The sequence below is a fragment of the Micromonospora sp. NPDC049139 genome (genome assembly GCF_055586845.1).
On record NZ_JBVJHK010000003.1, the window covers coordinates 358599 to 378774 of the forward strand.

Below are 20176 nucleotides of genomic sequence, written 5' to 3' on the forward strand. Positions count from 1 at the left end.
GACACCGGGGCGCGCCCCCAGCACGCGCGCTGGGGGCGTGCGGGCGCGCGTGCGACGATGAGGCCATGTCCGAGGACACGGTGGTGGTGTGGGACGAGTCCCTGCTCGCCTACGACATGGGGGATCACCCCCTCGACCCGGTCCGGGTGGAGCTGACCGTCGCGCTGGCCCGCGAGCTCGGCGTGCTAGCGCGTCCCGGGGTGCGGCTGGTCAAGCCCGAGTCGGCCGACGACGCGCTGCTGACCCGGGTGCACGACCCCCGCTACCTCGACGCGGTGCGGGCCGCCCCGCGCGACCCGCTCTTCGCCGGCTTCGGGCTGGGCACCTCGGACAACCCGGTCTTCGCGGGGATGCACGAGTCGAGCGCGCTGGTCGCCGGGGCGAGCGTGGCCGCGGCCGAGGCGGTCTGGCGGGGCGAGGCCCGGCGGGCGGTCAACGTGGCGGGCGGGCTGCACCACGCGATGCCCGCCCGGGCCGCCGGCTTCTGCGTCTACAACGACCCGGCGGTGGCCATCGCCCGCCTGCTCGACCTCGGCGCCGAGCGGGTCGCGTACGTGGACGTGGACGTGCACCACGGCGACGGGGTGCAGCAGATCTTCTGGAACGATCCTCGGGTGCTGACGGTCAGCCTGCACGAGACGCCGCTGGCGCTCTTCCCGGGCACCGGCTTCCCCGACGAGACCGGCGGGCCGGGCGCGGTGGGCAGCGCCGTCAACGTCCCGCTGCCGCCCGGCGTGGACGACGCCGGCTGGCAGCGCGCCTTCCACGCGGTCGTGCCGTCGGTGCTGCGCGCGTTCCGGCCGCAGGTGCTGGTGACCCAGTGCGGGGCCGACGGGCACCGGCTCGACCCGCTCGCCGACCTGCACCTCTCCGTCGACGGTCAGCGCGCCACCTACCTGGCCCTGCGGGCGCTCGCCGACGAGCTGTGCGAGGGCCGCTGGGTGGCCACCGGCGGCGGCGGGTACGCGCTGGTCGAGGTGGTGCCGCGGGCCTGGACGCACCTGCTCGCCGTGGCCACGGGCGAGCCGATCGCGCCGGCCACGCTGACCCCGCCGGTCTGGCGGGAACTGGCCGCCGCGCGCCGGCCGGGCCGGGAGATCCCGCTGCGGATGACCGACGACGTCGACCCGTCGTACGAGCCGTGGCAGCCGACCGGCGAGCCGAACGCGGTGGACCGGGCGATCGCGGCGGCCCGCAAGGCGGCGTTCCCGCTGTTCGGGCTCGACCCGCACGACCCGCGCGACTGAGCCGGGCCGGAAGGAACCACACAGGTGACCACGGTGGAACAACCAGTGGACGTGCTGCTCAGCGACGGCACCACCGTCCAGTTGCGACCGATCCGCCCGTCGGACGGGCCGGGGATCGTGGCGATGCACTCGCGCTTCTCCGAGCGCACCCGCTACCTGCGGTACTTCTCGCCGTACCCGCGCATCCCCGAGCGGGACCTGCACCGCTTCGTCAACGTCGACCACCGCGACCGGGAGGCGTTCGTGGTGCTGGCCGGCGACCGGATCGTCGCCGTCGGCCGCTACGAGCGGCTCGGCCCCGACGCGCCCGAGGCCGAGGTGGCGTTCGTGGTCGAGGACGCCTACCAGGGCCGGGGCATCGGCTCGGTGCTGCTGGAACACCTGGCCGACGCGGCCCGCCGGACCGGCATCGCGAACTTCGTGGCCGAGGTGCTCCCGGCCAACGGCGCGATGCTGCGGGTCTTCTCCGACTTCGGCTACCAGCTCCAGCGCCAGTTCGCCGACGGCGTGGTGCACCTGACCTTCCCGATCGCGCCCACCGACGCCACGCTCGAGGTGCAGCGCGGTCGTGAGCACCGCACCGAGGCCCGCTCCGTCGCCCGGCTGCTCGCCCCGCGCGGCGTCGCCGTCTACGGCGCCAGCGCCACCGGGCAGGGCGTCGGCGCGGCGGTGCTCGGGCACCTGCGCGACGGCGGCTACACCGGCTCGGTGGTGCCGGTGCACCCGAGCGCGGCGGCGGTCGCCGGGCTGCCCGCGTACCCGTCGGCGGCCGACGCGGGCGTGCCGGTCGACCTGGCCGTGGTGGCGGTGCCGCCGGAGACGGCGCGGGAGGCGGTCGACGACGCCGCCGCCGCGGGCGCGCACGCCCTGGTGGTGATCTCCGCGGGCTTCGCCGAGGCCGGCCCGGACGGTGCCGCCGCGCAGCGCGCGCTGGTCCGCGCGGCGCACGCGGCGGGCATGCGCGTCGTCGGCCCGAACTGCCTGGGGGTGGCCAACACCGACCCGACCGTACGCCTCAACGCCACCCTCGCCCCGCGGCTGCCGGTGCCCGGCCGGGTGGGCATCTTCAGCCAGTCCGGCGCGTTCGGGGTGGCGCTGCTGGCCGAGGCGGACCGGCGCGGGCTGGGACTGTCCAGCTTCGTCTCGGCCGGCAACCGGGCTGACGTCTCCGGCAACGACCTGCTCCAGTACTGGCAGGACGACCCCGGCACCGACGTGATCATGTTGTACCTGGAGACCTTCGGCAACCCGCGCAAGTTCGCCCGGCTGGCCCGCCGGATCGGCCGGGACAAGCCGGTCGTGGCGCTCGCCTCGCCGGCCCGCCCGCCGGGCGTAGGCGACTCCGCGGGGCCGGACGAGGTCGCCGTCGGCGCGCTGTTCGCGCACTCCGGGGTGATCCGGGTGGACACCGTCGCCGAGCTGCTCGACGTCGGGGTGCTGCTGGCCAACCAGCCGCTGCCCGCCGGGCCGCGGGTCGGGGTGGTCGGCAACTCCTCGGCGCTGACCGGGCTCGCGGCCACCGCCTGCGCCGCGCAGGGGCTCACCGTCGCCCGCGGCTACCCCCGCGACGTCGGGCCCCGCGCCGGGGCGGCCGAGTTCGCCGCCGCGCTCGCCGACACCGCCGCCGACGAGGGCGTGGACGCGCTCGTGGTGGTCTTCGCCCCGCCGCTGCCCGGCCAGCTCACCGACACCGAGGCGGACTTCACCGCCGCCCTGCCGACCGCGCTCGCCGCCGGCAAGCCGACCGTGGCGACGTTCCTGGTCGGCCGGGCGCCGGCCGGGGTGCCCGCTTACCCGAGCGTCGAGGAGGCCGTCCGCGCCCTCGCCCGGGTCGCCACGTACGCCGACTGGCTGCGCCGCCCGGCCGGCCTGCTGCCGGAGCTGCCCCGGGTCGACCGGGCGGCGGCGCACGCGGCCCTGCGACCCGAGGCCCTCGACCCGGTGGGGCTGCTCGCCGCGTACGGGATCGACGTGGTCGAGTCGGCACCGGTGCGTTCCGCCGGGGAGGCCGTCGACGCGGCGACCCGGCTCGGGTTCCCGGTGGCCCTCAAGGCCGCCGCCCCGGGCCTGCGGCACCGGCTCGACCTCGGCGCGGTCCGGCTCGACCTGCCCGACGCCGCCACGGTCCACCGCACGTACGCGGAGATGTCGGCGGTCTTCGGCGCGGACGTCCTGGTGCAGCCGATGGTGCCGCCCGGCGTGGCCTGCGTGGTCGAGCTGGTCGAGGACCCGGCGTTCGGCCCGGTGGTCGGCTTCGGGCTGGGCGGCGTCGCCACCGAACTGCTCGGCGACCGGGCCTGGCGCGCGGTGCCGCTGACCGACCTGGACGCGGCCGAGCTGGTCGACGAGCCACGGGCCGCGCCGCTGCTGCGCGGGCACCGGGGCGCGGCGCCGGTGGACCGGGCGGCCCTGGCCGACCTGCTGCTGCGCGTCGGCCGGCTCGCCGACGAGCAGCCCCGGGTGCGCGCGCTCACCCTCAACCCGGTGCTCGCCCGCCCCGACGGCATCTCGGTGCTGCACGCCACCGTACGCATCGGCTCCGCCGTCGCCCGCCCCGACACCGGCCCCCGCCGCCTGTAAGGAAGGGCACCTTCCTAACGCCTGCGGTAGAGGAAGGGGCCCTTCCTAACCGGCGGGAGGCCGAGCACTCACGCCCGGGAGGAGATCTGCTGCACCGCCCAGGCGTTGCCGTCCGGGTCGGTGAAGAAGACGAAGCCGACGTTGTCCAGCGGGTCCGGCACGGGGCGCGGGTTCTCGCCCACCACCTGGATCTCGCTCACCGCCACGCCGCGCTCGACCAGCTGGGCCCGGGCCCTGGGCAGATCGGGCACGACCAGTTGGAGGCCCTTCAGCGAGCCCGGCGGCATGTCCGGCAGCACCCCGGTGCCGATGACGATCGAGCAGCCCGAGCCGGGCGGGGTGAGCTGCACGATCCGGGCGTCGGCGCTGACCACCGTGTCGTGGTCCACGACGAAGCCGAGCTGGTCGACGTAGAACGCCTTGGCCCGGTCCACGTCGGAGACCGGTACGACCACCACTTCCAGGGTCCAGTTCACACATGTTGTTAGCCCGCCCGGCGGCCCGCGTCAAGGACCACGGCCCGGACGCACGCGAGGCCCCGGCGAACCGCCGGGGCCTCGCGTGGCTCAGGGAACGTCAGCAGGCGTACGCCTCCAGGCGCTGCGCCCGCTCCGGGTCGCGCAGCTTCAGCAGGGTCACCTTCTCGATCTGCCGGATCCGCTCCCGGGACAGGCCGAACTCCCGGCCGACCTCGTCGAGCGTGCGCTGCCGGCCGTCGTCGAGACCGAACCGCAGCCGGATCACCGCCTGCTCCCGCTGGGAGAGGGTGGCCAGCACGATGCTCACCTCGTTGCGCAGCTCGCCCTGCGCGGCGACGTCGCCCGGCTCGGCGCTCGGGTCCACCGCGGCCACGAAGTCACCGAGCGCGCTCTCGCCGTCCTCGCCGACCGCCTGGTCCAGGCTCACCGGCTCCCGGTCGTACGAGATCAGCTCGATCACCTGGAACTCCGGGATGTCCATGGCTCGGGCGACCTCGGCGACGGTGGGCTCGCGGCCCAGCGAGACGGACAGCTCGCGGCGGGCCCGGACCATGCGGTTGACCTGCTCGACCATGTGCACCGGGATGCGGATGGTGCGGGCCTGGTCGGCCATCGCGCGGGTGATCGCCTGCCGGATCCACCAGGTGGCGTAGGTGGAGAACTTGTAGCCCTTGGCGTAGTCGAACTTCTCGACCGCGCGGATCAGGCCGAGGTTGCCCTCCTGGATGAGGTCGAGGAACGCCATGCCGCGACCCGTGTAGCGCTTGGCGATGCTGACCACCAGGCGGAGATTCGCCTCCAGCAGGTGGTCCTTCGCCGCCCGGCCCTGCGTGACGATCAGCTCCAGGTCGGCCCGCAGTTCGGCGGAGACCGGGGTGCAGGTCGCCAGCTTCTCCTCGGCGAACAGGCCGGCCTCGATCCGCTTGGCCAGGTCGACCTCCTGCGCGGCGGTCAGCAGCTTCGTCCGCCCGATCCCGTTCAGGTATGCCCGGACCAGGTCCGTGGAGACGCCGCGCTCGTCCGTGGCGTCGAGGTCGGTCAGGGTGTCGGTGGCGTGGTCGGCCTCGGTGGTGCCGGCCGGGCGCATCCGGTGCTCCATCATCTGCAGGGCCATCTCGTCTTCTCCCCGTGTCCACGTCTGTGCCGCTCGTTCCGGCCCAGTGGTGCCGGTGTGACACACAGCTTGGCGGGCGGGGCGTGAAACGGGAGTGAGGCGATCGGGGACCCGACACGAATCCGGCCCGGGTCCTGCGTACCGTGCGCGTGTCGTCGCCGAGCGTTCCTTGTCGCGTGCGGTTACCGTGCCAGCGGTCGGCCAGTGGGGCCGGCGCCGCCGGCGACGTCGGCGCACCGGAACAGGTTTTGGAGGGTGTCGTGGTCTTCAAGCGGCTCATGCAGGCGATGGGCGTGGGTGGCCCGTCGGTGGAAACGGTCCTGGCGAACCCGAACTGCCGCCCCGGCGGCCAGTTGGAGGGCGTCGTCCACGTGGCTGGCGGCGAGCACCCCGTCGACATCTCCTACGTGTCCCTGGGCCTGGTCACCCGGGTCGAGGTGGAGAGCGGCGACAACGACTACGAGACCACGCAGGAGTTCCACCGGCAGGCGGCGACCGGCGCGTTCCGGCTGGAGCCCGGCCAGCGCCACGACATCCCGTTCCGCTTCGCCGTGCCGTGGGAGACGCCGCTCACCGAGCTGTACGGGCAGCACCTGCACGGGATGACGATGGGGCTGCGTACGGAGCTGGAGGTGGCCCGCGCGGTCGACAAGGGCGACCTGGACGCGGTGGCGGTGCACCCGCTGCCGTCCCAGCAGCGGATCCTGGAGGCGTTCCTGCGGCTGGGCTTCCGGTTCGCCCGGGCCGACGTGGAGCGCGGCCACATCTACGGCGTGCGGCAGAGCCTGCCCTTCTACCAGGAGATCGAGTTCTACCCCGCCCCGCAGTACGCCGGCGCGATCAACCAGCTCGAGGTCACCTTCGTCACCGACCCGCAGCAGATCCAGGTGGTGCTGGAGCTCGACAAGCGCGGCGGCCTGTTCACCGAGGGCCGGGACGCCTTCGGCCGCTTCACCATCGACCACGCCACCGCCGAGCGCACCGACTGGACGGCCCAGCTCGACGCCTGGATCCGCCAGTCGCTCCAGCGCCGCGGCCTCTTCTCCTGACCCGCCCACCCGCCCCCACAGGCGCAGGTTGATCATGAAGTTGTTGTCCTTCGCCGCGGCGTGTCACGGCAATAACTTCATGATCAACGGGGTGGGATTCGGGGAGTGTGGGTGGGGGAGGGGGAGGGGAGGGTGGAGGTTAGAGGTCGAGGAGGATCGTGTGCGGACCGACGTTGACGCTCTCGACCAGCATGTGGGCGCGGAAGCGACCGGTCTCGACCTTCGCGCCCCGGGCACGCAGCGCCTCCACGACCGCCGCCACCAGCGGCTCCGCCACCTCGGCCGGGGCTGCCGCCGTCCAGCTCGGACGGCGTCCCTTGCGGGCGTCGCCGTAGAGGGTGAACTGGCTGACCACCAGGATCGGCGCGCCGGTGTCGGCGGCGGACCGCTCGTTGTCGAGGATGCGCAGCTCGTGCACCTTGCGGGCCATCGTGCGGGCGGTCTCGACGGTGTCGGTGTGGGTCACCCCGAGCAGCACCAGCAGCCCGTCGTCGATCGCGCCGACCACCTCGCCGTCGACCGTCACGCCCGCCCGGCTGACGGTCTGCACCACGGCCCGCATCAGCCGGTCACCGGCTCGATGAAGCCGCGCTCGACGAGGTGCGCCACGATCGGGCCGGCGGCGTCGGCCAGCTCCTCGGGGGCGACGTCGTGCGCGGCCGCGAGGAGGGCGAGCTGGTCGCGCAGCGGCAGCCGCCCGTCGGCCCCGCCCACCAGGGCGAGCACCAGGGGGTCGATCTCCTCCGTCCAGCGCAGCCCGTGCGGCATGGCCAGCACCTGCCGGTCCACCGCCCAGCCCTCGTCGCCCATCGTGGCCTCCTGCCGGAGCTGGAGGCCGTCAGCCGCCCGGTAGCGCGCGGCGAGCAGCCCGTCGGCGTCGTGGGCGCGCAGCCAGTCCTGGCGGTCGAACCAGGCGCCGATCCGGTCGCCCAGCGGCGCCTCCACCCGCTGCCGCAGGTCCTCCACCCGGATCACCGGGTCGTCGTGGCCGGAGCGGCGCAGCGAGACGATGCCGAAGCCGACCGCCTCCACCTTGTGCGCGTCGAACCAGTCCAGCCAGTCCGCCATCCGCCGCGGGTCGGCGGCCTCGCCGACGTCGGTGAGCCACAGGTTGACGTACGCCATCGGGTCCGCCACCTCGCGCTGGACGACCCAGGCGTCCAGCCCGGTGCCGGCGAACCAGCCGGTCACCCGCTCGGCCCAGTCCTCGCCCGCGACGTGCACCCAGTTGGCCAGGTACTGCATGGTGCCGCCCTCGGTGAGCAGACCGGGCGCGGCGGCGGCCAGCTCCGCGCCGATCGCGTCGCCGACCCGGCCGGAGTCGCGGTAGACGTGCGTGGTGGTGCCCGGCCCGACCACGAACGGCGGGTTGCTCACCACCAGGTCGAAGCGGCGCCCGGCGACGGGGGCGACCAGGTCGCCGCGGAGCAGCTCCCAGTCCTGGCCGTTGAGCGCGGCGGTGGTGGCGGCGAAGCGCAGCGCCCGCTCGGAGACGTCGGTGGCGGTCACCCGCCGGGCGTGGGTGGCCAGGTGCAGCGCCTGTACGCCGGAGCCGGTGCCCAGGTCCAGCGCGGTCTCCACCGGCCGGCGGACCGTCGCGCCGATCAGCGTCTGGGTCGCCCCGCCGATGCCGAGCACGTGGTGGGCGTGCAACGGGCGGCCCGGGCGGGCGCTGGCGGGCACGTCAGCCAGCACCCACCAGTCGTCCCCGTACGGCTCCAGGTCCAGGCCCATCCGCAGCCCGTCGCCATGCCGCTCGACCAGGCCCCCGGCGAGCGCCTCGTCCAGCGACAGCGGCGCGAGCGCGGCGGCCACGGCGGCCTCCGGCTCGGTCTGCTCGCAGACGAACACCCGGATCAGCGTGCCGAGCGGGTCGCGGTCCTCGGTGGCGCGCAGCGCGGCCCGGAAGTCGTTGCGGGCCACGCCGCCGGTGGCCTGCGGGCCGAGCCGGGTGGCGATGCCGTTCGAGGTGAACCCGGCCCTGGTCAGCGCGGTCCGCAGCGCCTCGACGCCGGCGGGGGAGAGCAACATGTCGTGTCCGTCCACGCCGTCATCCTGCCTGGCGCCGCGCGCCGGCGTTCGACCACCCGGGAGATCGGCGGGCCGCCGACCCCGGCGCCGGCCCGACCGCCGGCCCGTCGCCGTCAACCGACCCCACCGGCCACACGGACCGCCCGTCGGGATGGGCCACTCCGGCGTCGGCCTCCGAGTCGCCGCCCGGACGGCCGGGAGATCCCCCGCCCGGACGCTCGGGGGATCCGCCGCCCGGCGCCGCCGTCGCCAGCGCGCGCCGGTCGGCGGCCCGTGCCACCAGCCAGGTGTACGCCAGCAGCACGAGCACGTCGACCAGCACCAGCTGCCACGGCGCGTCGGCCATTGTCTCGTCCACGGTCAGCCCGCCGAACGCCGCAGCCAGCCCGAACGCGCTCACGTTGTTGACCACGTGCAACGCGACGGCCGCCTCCAGGCCGCCGGTACGCACCGTGAGCCACCCGCAGAGCAGCCCCATCACGACCAGGTCGGCGAAGCCCCAGACGGTGCCCCAGCCGTGCGCCGCGGCGAAGAGCACCGCCTGCACCACCAGCCCCGGCCAGGGCGAGCGCAGCCAGGTCCCGAAGGCCTGGAGCAGCCAGCCGCGGAACAGGTACTCCTCGGCGGCGGCCTGGAACGGGACCAGCGTGACGATCATCAGCAGGCCGGCGGCGAAAGCGGGCCAGCCGACCCAGGCGTCGAGCGGGCCGACGAGGACCATCTCGTCCCCGGTGGCCCGCAGGAGCAGATGGCTGCCGACCAGCATGACCGTGATCGCCGGGGCCGCCGTCAGCAGGCAGGTGCCCAGCCAGCGCCACCGCACCCGGCCGAGCACGGAGGAGAGGCTGCCGGCCGGCCGGCGTTCCACCCAGCGGGTGACGGCCATCGTCAGCGGCAGGGCCACCGCCACCGACAGCACCAGCAGGGCGGTGTCCACGACGGGACCGAAGACGGGCAGCCCGTCGGCGTCCGTCGGCCGGTCGGTGATCTCCGCCACGATGGTGGCGACGCCGAAGATCGCGCAGCCGACGAGCAGCGCCCCGCCGAGCAGGGCGAGGACGCCGACGAGCGGCCGCCACCACCGCTGCCGGCCGGTCCGGGCCAGTCGGTGGTACGGGGCGCCCGGGGGAGTAATACTGATCATGGAGGCAAGCCTGCCGCCGCCGACGGGCCGACGGGTCGACGTGCGGACCGATTTCGGCACCACCCTGGGGTATAGGCCGCCTCGTGCCCGCGGGTGACGTGACCGGTCGGCGGGCCTACGTAGGGTTGCCCTCATCATGACTCTCCTGCGGACCTGGTTGCTGCCGTCGGCGCTGGTCGGCGCCCAGATCCTGGTCTGGCCCGGCCTGCCGCTGCTGCGGGGTGACGCACCGGACGTGGCGGCGACCACGGCGGGTCTGGTCGCCGCCGTGGTCACCCTCCTGGCGCTGGGCTGGCGGCAACGTCGGCCGCTCCCGGCGCTGGGCGTGGTCCTGGCCGCGCAGACCCTCGGCCGGCTCGGCGTCTCTCCGGACGACCTGCTGGTGCTCAGCCTCGCCGAGCTGGTCGCCATCTGGTCCGTGGCCGTCCGGGCGCCCGGCCGGGTGGTCCGGGTGGCGCTGGCCGCCGGCGCCCTGTGGGTGGCGTCGGTCAACCTGCCCCGCTTCGACACCGCCGCGGCCTATCTGGGGGAGGTCGTCGTCGCCGTGCTCGGCTACCTGCTGGCCGCCGGGCTCGGGCGCAGCCGCCGGCACTGGGTGACCGGGCGGGCGGCGGTGGCCGGCCGGCTCGTCGCCGTCGAGGCGGAGGCCCGCCGGGCGGCGGAGACCGAACGCCACCGGCTCGCCCGGGAGCTGCACGACGTCAGCGCCCACCACCTCACCTCCATCGTGGTGACGGCGGGAGCGGCCGAGCGGCTCGCGGCCCGACGTCCGGAACTGGCCGCGGAGGCGGTGGAGTTCGCGGCGCGTACGGGGCGGGAGACCCTGGTCGCGCTGCATCGCCTGGTCGCGGTGATGGGCGAGGACACCGAGGCGCACCGGCCGCTGCGGCGGCGGCTCGACGACCTGGTCGCCGGCTTCCACCGGCTCGGCCAGCCGGTGCGCCTGGACCGGGTCGGTCCGGAACCGCCGGCCGCGCTGACCGAGGTCGTCCACGCCGTCGTCCGGGAGTCCCTGACCAACGTGGTGCGGCACGCCGCCGGAGCCGACGCCTCGGTCCGGGTCGCGGTCGACGCCGGGACCGTCACCGTCACCGTCGCCGACACCGGCGTACCGGGGCCGACGGCCACCTTCACGCTGGGCGCCGGGCGGGGGATCAGCGGCCTGCGGGAGCGCGTCGCCGCCCTGGGCGGCACCCTGCGGGCCGGCCCGGACGGCGACGGCTGGCGGGTCGAGGCACGGCTGCCGGTCGGGGCGGATCCCGGCAGCCTGCCGTCGCCGGTCCGGTCGGAGAACGGCCGGTCCCTGGTGACCGCCGCGCTGGTCGGCAACGCGCTCGTGCTTCCGGTGGCCGCGGCCCTCGTGTCGGTGGAGACCGACGTCGAACTGGCGGGGCTGCGCGACCCGATCGTCCTGCTCCAGCTCCTGCTGTTCTCCGTGGCGCACGCCGCGCCGCTGGCGTGGCGGTGCCGCCGACCGTGGGCCGCGTTCGCGGGCGTCGCCGGGACCGCGCTGCTCTGGCCGGTCACGGCGCTGCTGGTCGAGCTGCCCCGGGGCGCGGAGTTCGTGCTGCTGACCGCCGGCTTCGCCGACCTGGCCGCCGTCTGGGCCGTGGCCGCGTACGCCCGACGGGCCGGCCCGACGTGGCTGGCCGCGCCGGTGGCGGCCACGGTGCTCGCCGTGGGCCTGGTCGGTACGGCGGCGGCGGACGGCTCGATCGCGGGGGAGCCCGTGCACGTTCCCGTCACCGTCTTCATGACCGTCTTCGTCGCCGGGTTGCTGCTGGCGCCGATGCTGCTGGCCTGGGGCGGCGGCGCGCTGGTCCGGCGCCGGCGGCGGCGGGTGCTCGGCCGGGAGGACGACGCGCTCGCCGCAGCGACCGCCCGGGCCGTGGCGGCCGCCCGGTCCGAGCGGGCGCGGGTCGGCGCCGGACTACGCTCGGCGGTGCTGGACCGGGCCGGTCGCCTGGTGGTCGTCGCCGACCAGGGCCGGCTCGCCGAGATCCTGGTCGAGGCACGGGCCACGTTGGCCGCGATGCGCGGCCTGCTGGACGACCTGCGCGCCGACGAGCGGCCGACGCCGCACGGTCCGCAACCGACCCTCGCCGACGTGGGCGGGCTCTGCGCGTCGCGGCAGGCGGACGGCCGGGACGTCCTGCTGGACGCGCCGGCGACCGTGCCGGCCCTGCCGACCGACGTGGACGTGTCGGCGTACCGGCTGGTGGAGGCCGCGTTGGACGCGGGCACCGGGCCGGCCCGGGTGGTGCTGCGGCTGGCCGGTGGTGAGCTGCGGGTGTCGGTCACGGGCCTGCCCACCGCGGCGGACCCGCTGGTCGTCGCCGGGCTGCGGGCCCGGGTCGACGCGCTCGGCGGCCGGCTCGCGCTGCGCCGCGGCGAACTGCGGGCGCGGCTGCCGCTGCCGCCGGTCCCCGGGGCCTCCGTCGCCCGGCCCGGGCAGCGGCGGGAACGGGTGCCGGAGGGGGCGCGATGATCAGGGTGCTGGTGGTGGACGACCAGCCGGTCGTCCGGGCCGGGTTCGCGGCGATCGTCGACGCCGAACCGGACCTGACGGTGGTCGGGGAGGCCGCCGACGGCGCCGACGCGCTCGACCAGGCCGCCCGGAGCCGACCGGACGTGGTGCTGATGGACATCCGGATGCCGGGGATGGACGGCCTCACCGCCACCGCCCGGCTGACCGCCGACCCGGCCGGCCCCCGGGTCCTGGTGCTGACCACCTTCGACCTGGACGCCCACGTGTTCGAGGCACTGCGGGTGGGCGCCTCGGGCTTCCTGCTCAAGGACGCCCAACCGGTCGACCTGCTGCACGCGATCCGGGTGGTGGCCGCCGGCGACGGGCTGCTCGCCCCCACCGTCACCCGCCGGCTGATCGACGCCTTCGCCACCGGGGCGCTCACCCCGCCGGCGGAGCCCGTCGAGCTGGCCGCGCTCACCGCACGGGAGCGCGAGGTCTTCGTCCGGCTGGCGGCCGGGCTGACCAACGCGGAGATCGGCGCGCAGTTGGGCGTCGCGACCGGCACGGTGAAGGCACACGTCAACGCCCTGCTGGGCAAGCTGGGTGCGCGGGACCGGGTGCAGGCGACGATCCTCGCCTACGATCTCGGGCTCGTCCGGCCCGCCTCCCGGCGGTCACCGGCGTAGGGGCGCCGGTCGGGTAACCCGGGGTCGGGCGGTGACGCCCCGCGCGGCGGTGGCCGGGGCCGGCCCGTCGGCGGCGGGAAGGTGGGGCGGATCGGCGCGGCCCCTCCGCCCCGGCCCCCGCCATTGGGCAGGATGTCCCCATGACGCTCGCGCTGCCCATCGACCCCGAGGCCAACCGGCTGCTGGAGCGCAGCCCGCTGGCCCTGCTGCTGGGGATGGTCCTCGACCAACAGGTGACGATGGAGAAGGCCTTCTCCTCGCCGTACGTGCTGACCCAGCGCCTCGGGCGGGACCTGGACGCCCGGGAGATCGCCGACCACGACCCCGAGGCCCTGGTGGCCCTGTTCGCCCGGCCGCCGGCGCTGCACCGGTTCCCGAAGGCGATGGCGGCCCGGGTGCAGGAGGTGTGCCGGGTCCTCGTCGACCGGTACGACGGCGACGCCGCCCGGCTCTGGTCCGACGTCGCCGACGGCCGGGAACTGCTCCGCCGCATCGCCGAGCTGCCCGGCTTCGGCACGCAGAAGGCGCAGATCTTCCTCGCCCTGCTCGGCAAGCGGTTCGGGGTCACGCCGGAGGGCTGGCGGGAGGCGGCCGGCGGGTACGGCGACCTGGACGCCCACCGGTCGGTGGCGGACGTCGTCGACGCGGAATCGCTGCGCCGGGTGCGCGACTACAAGCAGCAGATGAAGGCGGCGGCGAAGGCGAAGGCCGCCCAGGGCTGACGCCGCTGCCGCGCGGCGGGTCCGGTGGGCGGGAGTTTCCAGGGCGACCCGTGCGGGCCGGGGTCGGACGGCGGTCGTGGGGTGCGCCCCGGTGCGCCGCGACGTCAGGCGGCGGTCGGGCGGGACAGGGCGGCCAGCGCCCGCCGGACGTCGGCGAGCGAGACCGTCGCCGAGTCGTCCAGGTCGGCCAGGCCGGCCTCGATCCACTGCCGCATCAGAGTGGTGACCCCGATGCCGCGGGCGTCGGCGGCCGCGCGGACCCGCTCGTACGTCTCCAGGGGCAGGCGCACCGAGCGGCTGACCATGGGGGTGTCGGTGTCGGGGGCGGGCAGCTCCACCGGCTGGCTCTCGTCGATCAGCTCCGCGAGCCGGTCACCGCCGCTGTGGAACTGCTTGGTCGCGTCGTTACGGTTCATCGTCACCGCCTCCTCATCGGCGAGATCTCCGCACGGCCTCGTCGTAGCGCTTCGCCTCGGCGTCGCTGAGCTCGCGGGCGGAGAGGATGTCCCAGTCGTTGTCGGTGCCGTCGGCCTCGGCGAGCAGCACGGCCAGCCGGCGCCCCCGGCGGGCGGCGGCGTAGACGACCATCACGTCGTCGCCCAGGTGACGGATCACCCGGCGGGTGCTGTGCAGCGCCTCCCAGACTTCCCCAGGCGTGACGTCGTAGACCCTCAGGTTGGCCAACGCCTCGTCGGTGAAGCTGAACCTGCTGCCCACGGCGCGAGCGTACCACGGATGTAACACGAGCCCGGCTGTGCCGATTTTCGCTGATCACGCGTTCGAGGTGACAGGATGAGGCGTAACCCCCTCGAGGAGGTCCGTGGTGAAGCGTCAGGCGTACCAGCCGATCCTGATCACCGACGCCTCGCGCAGCCAGGACGACCAGCTCACCAGCCGCCAGCGGCGCTACGTGCTGATGATGGGGATCCGGGTGGCGTGCGTGATCGTCGGTGCCGTCCTGGTCGGCGTGCAGGCCCCACTGCTCTGGCTCTGGCTGCCGCTGGTGGCCCTCGGCATGGTGCTCATCCCCTGGCTGGCGGTGCTGCTGGCGAACGACCGGCCGCCGAAGGAGCAACACCGGCTGGCGTCCCGGTTCCAGCCGCGGCACCGCGACGAGACCCCGCCGATGAGCCTGACCGCCGAGGAGCGGCCGCACAAGGTGATCGACGCCGAGCCCTGACCGCCCCGCCCCCCCGCGGGCGAGCGGGGGTGGGGCGCGGGGTTCGGGTCAGGGAGCGGGGCGGGCGCCCACCTGCGAGACCGCCAGGGCGCCGAGGTCGCCCGCGCGGCGCAGCGCCACCGTCGGGTCCGCGCCGGCGAGCCAGGCGGCCAGCAGCCCAGCCGCGAAGGCGTCCCCGGCCCCGGTGACGTCCACCACCGCCACCCGGCGGGCCGGCGCCACGGCGACCGTGGCGTCCCGGTCCACCCAGACCGCCCCGGCCGCACCCTGCTTGACGACGATCCGCCGGGCGGAGGCCGACAGCGCCCGCCCCTGCGCCGCCGGGTCGAGCCCGCCGGCCAGCACCGTCGCCTCGTCGGCGTTGACCAGGAGCAGGTCGACCCCGCGTACCCAGGACAGGAAGGCCGCCGCGCCGACCCGCCGCAGCGGCGCCGCGGAGGCCGCGTCGACGCTGGTGGTGAGCCCGCGCTCGCGGGCGGCGGCCAGCGCGCGCAGCCCGGCCGGGCGGGACCCGGCGTCCAGCAGGGTGTACGCGGACAGGTGCAGGTGCCGCGCGTCCGGCGCGGCGGCCAGCGCCGCGTCGACGTCCGCCGGGGCCAGCCGCAGGTTCGCGCCCCGCTCGGTGATCATCGTCCGTTCCCCGGCGGTGGCCAGCACGATGACCGTGCCGGTGGCGTGCTCCGGATGCCGCGTCACCGCGCAGTCGACCCCGGCCCGCTCCAGCTCGGCCACCCGCTCCCGCCCCTGGCCGTCGTCGCCGACCGCGCCCACCAACGTCACCGGCACGCCCTGGGCGGCGAGCCAGGCCGCGGTGTTGGCGGCCTGTCCGCCGCCGCTGAACCGGATGGCCGCCGGCGTGTCGGACCCGGTGGCCGGCGGCCCGTCCAGCACCGCCACCACGTCGGTGATCAGGTCACCGACGACGAGGACGCGGCCTGCGGTCATGCGTCGGCGCGACGGGCGGCCGCGGCGACCGCGATCCGGGCGGCGAGGTCGGCGTTGCGCAGGATGATCCGGACGTTCACCGCCAGGCTCGCCCCCTCGGTCGCCGAGTGGAAGTGGGCGAGCAGGTAGGGCGTCACCGCCTTGCCGGTCACCCCGTCGCGTTCCAGCAGCGCCAGCCCGTCGGCGAGCGTCCGGTCGTGCAGCTCCGGGTCGAGCTGCTCGTCGGCCGGCAGTGGGTTGGCCACGATCAGGCCGCCGTGGTGCACGTTGTGCTGCTCCCGGGCGGCCAGCGCGTCGGCGACCTGCTCCGCGGAGTCCAGCGACCAGTCCAGGTCGAAGCCGCCGTCGGTGATGAAGAAGCCGGGGAACCGCCGGGTCCGGTAGCCCACCACGCCGACGCCGAGGGTCTCCAGCCGCTCCAGGGTGGCGCCCACGTCGAGGATCGACTTGACGCCGGCGCAGACCACCGCGATCGGGGTCCGGGCCAGGGTGACCAGGTCGGCGGACTCGTCGAAGGTCTGCGCGGCCTCCCGGTGCACCCCGCCGAGGCCGCCGGTGGCGAACACCCCGATGCCGGCGGCGGCGGCCACCGCGCTGGTCGCGGCCACGGTCGTGGCGCCGTCCGCGCCGGTGGCCGCCGCCACGGCGAGATCGCGTACGGAGAGCTTGGCGACCCCGTCGGCGGTGGCGAGCCGGGTCAGCTCCGCGTCGTCCAGGCCCGCCACGAGCCGGCCGCCGACCATGCCGATGGTCGCCGGGACCGCGCCCGCGTCCCGGACCGCCTGCTCGATCTCCCGGGCCACCCGGAGGTTGTCGGGCCGGGGCAGGCCGTGCGAGACGATGGTGCTCTCCAGGGCGACGACGGGGCGTCCGGCGCGCAGCGCCTCGGCCACCTCGGCGCCGTAGTGGATGTGAAAGTCGGTCACGTCACCACCGTACGGCCTTCGCCGGGGTGGCCTGAAGTGGACCGGGCCGCGGTGACCTGCCAGACTTGACGGTTGGAGGTGTAGAAGTGAGCACACAGGTTCTCGAGCGTCCGGAGCTGAAGGACGCCGACACCGGTCCCGAAATGTTCCACTACGTGCGCAAGGAGAAGATCGCCGAGAGTGCCGTCATGGGCACCTTCGTCGTCGCGCTCTGCGGGGAGACCTTCCCGGTGACCAAGGCCGCCAAGCCCGGCTCGCCGGTCTGCCCGAAGTGCAAGGAGATCTACGACTCGTACGCCGAGTGAACCGGGGCGGTCGTCCCGGCCGCCCACGTAACCTGCGGCGGTGACCACCTCCACCGCCCTGCTCCTCGCCGACCTCACCGGGGTGGCGGTCTTCGCCGCCTCCGGGGCCTCCGCGGCGGTGGCCAAACGGCTCGACCTCTTCGGCGTCGTCTTCGTCGGCTTCGTCGCCGCGCTCGGCGGCGGGATCTTCCGGGACCTGGCGATCGACGAGGTGCCGCCGTTGGCCTTCGCCGACTGGCGGTACGCCGCCACGGCCGCCGTCACCGCCGCCGCCGTCTTCTGGCTGCACCCCCAGCTCGCCAGGCTGCGCACCACCGTGCTCGTGCTGGACGCGGCCGGGCTGGGGCTGTTCACCGTCACCGGCACGGTCAAGGCCCTCGACGCCCAGGTGCCGGCGGTGGGGGCGTGCGTGATCGGCATGCTCACCGCGATCGGCGGCGGCCTCGGGCGGGACCTGCTCACCGCCGAGATCCCGGTGGTGCTGCGGCGCGAGATCTACGCGGTCGCCGCGCTCGCCGGCTCGATCGCCGTGGCGCTGCTGGACGCGCTCGGGCACGCCAACGCCGCCTGGCTGACCGCGGCGGCGGCGTTCGTCTTCCTGTTCCGCCTGGTCGCCCTGCGCCGGCGCTGGTCGGCCCCGATCGCCACCCTCCGCCCCCCACGTACCCACGCCCCCGGCCCCCATCCCTGAGCCCTCGCCGGGGCGGGGTGACCGGCGTGGGGGATGTGAGCCGCGTGGTGTCGGCTGGGTCGGGAGCGCCCCGCTGGTTATGCTGAGTCGGCCTTCGCGGCACCATCGGCGCGGAGGCGTTTTCATGGGCGGCGGCACCCGTGGCCCTCGGCCGGGGTCCGCCCGTTTCAGGCGGTCGGAGAGGAGCTTCGCGTGGCGGCCCGGTTGCCGGCGATCGAGACGTTTCCGGCACTGCGTGCGTGGCAGCGCAAGGCACTGGTGGAGTACCTGCGCCGACGGGACCCCGACTTCACCGCCGTCGCCACCCCGGGTGCCGGCAAGACCACCTTCGCCCTGCGGATCGCGGCCGAGCTGCTCGCCGACGGCACCGTCGAGGCGGTCACCGTGGTGGCCCCGACCGAGCACCTGAAGACCCAGTGGGCGCAGTCGGCGGCCCGGGTCGGCATCCAGCTCGACGCTGCCTTCCGCAACGCCGACCTGCACTCCGCCGCCGACTTCCACGGCGCCGTCGTGACGTACGCGCAGGTGGGGATGGCGCCCCAGGTGCACAGGCGGCGCACCCTGACCCGGCGCACGCTGGTCATCCTCGACGAGATCCACCACGCGGGGGACAGCCGCTCCTGGGGCGACGGGGTGAAGGCGGCCTTCGAGGGCGCCGAGCGCCGGCTGATGCTCACCGGCACCCCGTTCCGCTCCGACGACAACCCGATCCCGTTCGTCACGTACGAGCGCGGCGGGGACGGTCTGCTCCGCTCCCGCGCCGACTCGGTGTACGGCTACTCCGACGCGCTGCGCGACGGCGTGGTCCGCCCGGTGCTCTTCCTGGCGTACTCCGGGGAGACCCGGTGGCGCACCAACGCCGGGGAGGAGCTGGCGGCGCGGCTCGGCGAGCCAATGACCCAGGACCTCGTCGCGCAGGCGTGGCGTACCGCCCTGGACCCGGCGGGCGACTGGATGCCGCAGGTGCTGCGGGCCGCCGACGCCCGGCTGACCGTGCTGCGCAACGCGGGGATGCCCGACGCCGGCGGGCTGGTGATCGCCAGCGACCAGCAGACCGCCCGCTCGTACGCCAAGCTCATCGAGCAGTTGACCGGCGAACGGGCGGCGGTGGTGCTCTCCGACGACGTGGGGGCCTCCGCGCGGATCGCGACGTTCGCGGCGTCCGACCAGCGGTGGCTGGTGGCGGTCCGGATGGTCTCCGAGGGCGTCGACATCCCCCGCCTGGCGGTCGGGGTGTACGCGACCAGCGCCAGCACCCCGCTCTACTTCGCGCAGGCGATCGGCCGGTTCGTCCGCGCCCGCCGCGAGGGGGAGACCGCCTCGGTCTTCCTGCCCAGCGTGCCGCACCTGCTCGGGCTGGCCAGCGAGATGGAGGCCGAGCGGGACCACGTGCTCGGCAAGCCGAAGGACCGCGAGGGTTTCGACGACGACCTGCTGGAACGCGCCCAGCGTGACGACCAGGCCAGCGGCGAGCTGGAGAAGCGCTTCGCCGCACTCTCCGCGACCGCCGAGCTGGACCAGGTGATCTTCGACGGCGCCTCGTTCGGCACCGCCGCCCAGGCCGGCACCCCCGAGGAGGAGGAGTACCTGGGCCTGCCCGGGCTGCTGACCGCCGACCAGGTCGCCATGCTGCTGACCAAGCGGCAGCAGGAGCAGCTCGCCGCCCAGCGCCGAAGGGCCGCGCGGCCCGCTGAGCCGGCCGCTGAGCCGTCCGCGGCGCCGCCGGCACCGATGAGTGCCGCCCAGCGCCGGGTCGCCCTGCGTCGGCAGCTCAACGCTCTGGTGGCCGCCCGGCACCACCGGACGGGGCAGCCGCACGGCAAGATCCACGCCGAGCTGCGCCGCCTCTGCGGCGGCCCGCCGAGCGCCCAGGCCACGATCGAGCAGCTCGAGGAGCGCATCGCCACCGTCCAGACCCTCTGACGGCGGACGGCCCCGCACGGCCCGGGTGGTGGCCCGTGGACCCGGCGCGCGGTCCGCGACCCCCGGCGCCCGTCAGGCCGCCTGTGGGGCCGGCGGTGTGCGGTCGGCTCCGCCCGCGCCCGCTGTGCCCTCTCAGGCCGCCCGTGGGCCGGCTGTGGGATCCGCCCGCCCGGGCCCCCTGGGCCCCGTCGGGCGCTCGTGGGCCCCGCCGCGCGCTCCGCGCCCCGCTGCACCCGTCAGGTAGCCCGTGGCCCGGCCGCGCGCTCCGTTCCACCGCGGCCCGTTGCGGCCGTGGGTCAGACAGGGCGGGGGTACGCAAAAGCCGGCCGGAGGCTCCCCGTTGGGGGCCTCCGGCCGGCTATGTCGTGGGTTTGCGGACTCAGTTCGCCATCAGATCGGCGCCACGCCAGCTGAACTCCGGGTCCGTCGCGTACCGCACGGTGATCTTCACGAGATCCTCCGCGTACTTGTTCGCGTGGTGCCCACAGAACACCAGCTCGCTCCCACCCGCCAGAGTGATCCGGAGCTTGCCGGCAGCATTGCAGCGGTCGCACCGTTCATCGGCGGCTGGGGGAGCCACCGTCTCGGGCGGCGGCGTGAGGGTCGGGGTCATCGCCTTCCTCCTCTGGTCGTCACCGATGAACAATCTCTTCGGTCGTTGCTCACCTATCGTGCAACACCCTG

The 20176-nt window shown here is 75.4% G+C and carries 20 protein-coding genes; 10 read left to right on the top strand and 10 right to left on the bottom strand.

Annotation, left to right across the window (positions count from 1 at the left end; genetic code table 11):
* Positions 1 to 65: 65 nt before the first annotated feature.
* Positions 66 to 1247 carry an acetoin utilization protein AcuC gene (locus ACZ6Q9_RS08445; RefSeq protein ID WP_396828160.1) on the top strand — a complete coding sequence of 394 codons (1182 nt, stop codon included), beginning with the start codon at positions 66 to 68 and terminating at the stop codon, positions 1245 to 1247.
* Positions 1248 to 1271: 24 nt separating this feature from the next.
* Positions 1272 to 3827, top strand: a complete 2556-nt coding sequence (locus tag ACZ6Q9_RS08450) for a bifunctional acetate--CoA ligase family protein/GNAT family N-acetyltransferase (protein WP_396828158.1) — start codon at positions 1272 to 1274, stop codon at positions 3825 to 3827.
* Positions 3828 to 3895: 68 nt separating this feature from the next.
* On the opposite strand, the gene ACZ6Q9_RS08455 is transcribed toward ACZ6Q9_RS08450, so the two are convergent.
* Positions 3896 to 4303, bottom strand: a complete 408-nt coding sequence (locus ACZ6Q9_RS08455; protein WP_396828156.1) for a VOC family protein — start codon at positions 4301 to 4303, stop codon at positions 3896 to 3898.
* A gap of 100 nt (positions 4304 to 4403) precedes the next feature.
* On the bottom strand, positions 4404 to 5420 hold the full coding sequence (gene sigB / locus ACZ6Q9_RS08460; protein WP_396828154.1) for an RNA polymerase sigma factor SigB: 1017 nt from the start codon (positions 5418 to 5420) through the stop codon (positions 4404 to 4406).
* Between the two features lie 260 nt (positions 5421 to 5680).
* Between sigB and ACZ6Q9_RS08465 the strand changes: the two genes are divergently transcribed.
* Positions 5681 to 6469, top strand: a complete 789-nt coding sequence (locus ACZ6Q9_RS08465; RefSeq protein WP_393265387.1) for a sporulation protein — start codon at positions 5681 to 5683, stop codon at positions 6467 to 6469.
* A gap of 139 nt (positions 6470 to 6608) precedes the next feature.
* On the opposite strand, the gene dtd is transcribed toward ACZ6Q9_RS08465, so the two are convergent.
* From dtd to ACZ6Q9_RS08480, 3 genes are read right to left on the bottom strand one after another with little or no spacing between them, the layout of a single operon-like run.
* Positions 6609 to 7031 (bottom strand): D-aminoacyl-tRNA deacylase, encoded by a 423-nt coding sequence (gene dtd / locus ACZ6Q9_RS08470; protein WP_393265384.1) that lies wholly within the window; start codon positions 7029 to 7031, stop codon positions 6609 to 6611.
* Positions 7031 to 8515 carry a DUF7782 domain-containing protein gene (locus ACZ6Q9_RS08475; protein ID WP_393451966.1) on the bottom strand — a complete coding sequence of 495 codons (1485 nt, stop codon included), beginning with the start codon at positions 8513 to 8515 and terminating at the stop codon, positions 7031 to 7033. Before ACZ6Q9_RS08475 ends, dtd begins: the two co-directional genes overlap by 1 nt.
* 4 nt (positions 8516 to 8519) lie before the next feature.
* On the bottom strand, positions 8520 to 9644 hold the full coding sequence (locus ACZ6Q9_RS08480) for a lysostaphin resistance A-like protein (protein ID WP_396828151.1): 1125 nt from the start codon (positions 9642 to 9644) through the stop codon (positions 8520 to 8522).
* Between the two features lie 136 nt (positions 9645 to 9780).
* On the opposite strand from ACZ6Q9_RS08480, the gene ACZ6Q9_RS08485 reads away from it, so the two are divergent.
* The 3 genes from ACZ6Q9_RS08485 to ACZ6Q9_RS08495 all read left to right on the top strand — a co-directional run bounded on the left by ACZ6Q9_RS08485 (position 9781) and on the right by ACZ6Q9_RS08495 (position 13522).
* Positions 9781 to 12132, top strand: coding sequence for a sensor histidine kinase (locus ACZ6Q9_RS08485; RefSeq protein WP_396828149.1), 2352 nt, complete (start codon positions 9781 to 9783; stop codon positions 12130 to 12132).
* A complete protein-coding gene (locus tag ACZ6Q9_RS08490; RefSeq protein ID WP_393451975.1) occupies positions 12129 to 12800 on the top strand; it encodes a response regulator in 672 nt (223 codons plus the stop codon). Before ACZ6Q9_RS08485 ends, ACZ6Q9_RS08490 begins: the two co-directional genes overlap by 4 nt.
* A gap of 140 nt (positions 12801 to 12940) precedes the next feature.
* The gene (locus ACZ6Q9_RS08495) at positions 12941 to 13522 is read left to right on the top strand and encodes an HhH-GPD-type base excision DNA repair protein (RefSeq protein WP_396828147.1); all 582 of its coding nucleotides are present in this window, start codon (positions 12941 to 12943) and stop codon (positions 13520 to 13522) included.
* 104 nt (positions 13523 to 13626) lie between these two features.
* Here ACZ6Q9_RS08495 and ACZ6Q9_RS08500 read toward each other — a convergent pair whose 3' ends face one another.
* The gene (locus ACZ6Q9_RS08500; protein WP_393451981.1) at positions 13627 to 13938 is read right to left on the bottom strand and encodes a hypothetical protein; all 312 of its coding nucleotides are present in this window, start codon (positions 13936 to 13938) and stop codon (positions 13627 to 13629) included.
* 13 nt (positions 13939 to 13951) lie between these two features.
* Positions 13952 to 14239: a hypothetical protein gene (locus ACZ6Q9_RS08505; RefSeq protein ID WP_245724613.1), complete on the bottom strand. Its 288-nt coding sequence runs from the start codon at positions 14237 to 14239 to the stop codon at positions 13952 to 13954.
* A gap of 106 nt (positions 14240 to 14345) precedes the next feature.
* On the opposite strand from ACZ6Q9_RS08505, the gene ACZ6Q9_RS08510 reads away from it, so the two are divergent.
* Positions 14346 to 14702 carry a DUF3099 domain-containing protein gene (locus ACZ6Q9_RS08510; protein ID WP_350711071.1) on the top strand — a complete coding sequence of 119 codons (357 nt, stop codon included), beginning with the start codon at positions 14346 to 14348 and terminating at the stop codon, positions 14700 to 14702.
* A gap of 48 nt (positions 14703 to 14750) precedes the next feature.
* On the opposite strand, the gene ACZ6Q9_RS08515 is transcribed toward ACZ6Q9_RS08510, so the two are convergent.
* Together ACZ6Q9_RS08515 and ACZ6Q9_RS08520 are read right to left on the bottom strand one after the other, a co-directional pair.
* On the bottom strand, positions 14751 to 15647 hold the full coding sequence (locus tag ACZ6Q9_RS08515) for a carbohydrate kinase family protein (RefSeq protein WP_396828144.1): 897 nt from the start codon (positions 15645 to 15647) through the stop codon (positions 14751 to 14753).
* On the bottom strand, positions 15644 to 16573 hold the full coding sequence (locus ACZ6Q9_RS08520) for a pseudouridine-5'-phosphate glycosidase (RefSeq protein WP_393265364.1): 930 nt from the start codon (positions 16571 to 16573) through the stop codon (positions 15644 to 15646). The genes ACZ6Q9_RS08515 and ACZ6Q9_RS08520 overlap by 4 nt, the downstream gene beginning before the upstream one ends.
* Before the next feature lie 86 nt (positions 16574 to 16659).
* Here ACZ6Q9_RS08520 and ACZ6Q9_RS08525 point away from each other — a divergent pair, with 86 nt between their 5' ends.
* The 3 genes from ACZ6Q9_RS08525 (at position 16660) to ACZ6Q9_RS08535 (ending at position 19492) form a co-directional block, all read left to right on the top strand.
* Entirely contained in the window at positions 16660 to 16878 is a 219-nt protein-coding gene (locus ACZ6Q9_RS08525) for a DUF3039 domain-containing protein (protein WP_091096469.1), read from the top strand.
* Positions 16879 to 16918: 40 nt separating this feature from the next.
* Positions 16919 to 17569: a trimeric intracellular cation channel family protein gene (locus ACZ6Q9_RS08530; RefSeq protein WP_393265362.1), complete on the top strand. Its 651-nt coding sequence runs from the start codon at positions 16919 to 16921 to the stop codon at positions 17567 to 17569.
* A gap of 192 nt (positions 17570 to 17761) precedes the next feature.
* Complete coding sequence (locus ACZ6Q9_RS08535) at positions 17762 to 19492, top strand: DEAD/DEAH box helicase (protein ID WP_393265359.1); 1731 nt, start codon at positions 17762 to 17764, stop codon at positions 19490 to 19492.
* 379 nt (positions 19493 to 19871) lie between these two features.
* Here ACZ6Q9_RS08535 and ACZ6Q9_RS08540 read toward each other — a convergent pair whose 3' ends face one another.
* A complete protein-coding gene (locus ACZ6Q9_RS08540) occupies positions 19872 to 20105 on the bottom strand; it encodes a DUF7455 domain-containing protein (RefSeq protein WP_036374862.1) in 234 nt (77 codons plus the stop codon).
* Positions 20106 to 20176: the final 71 nt, after the last annotated feature.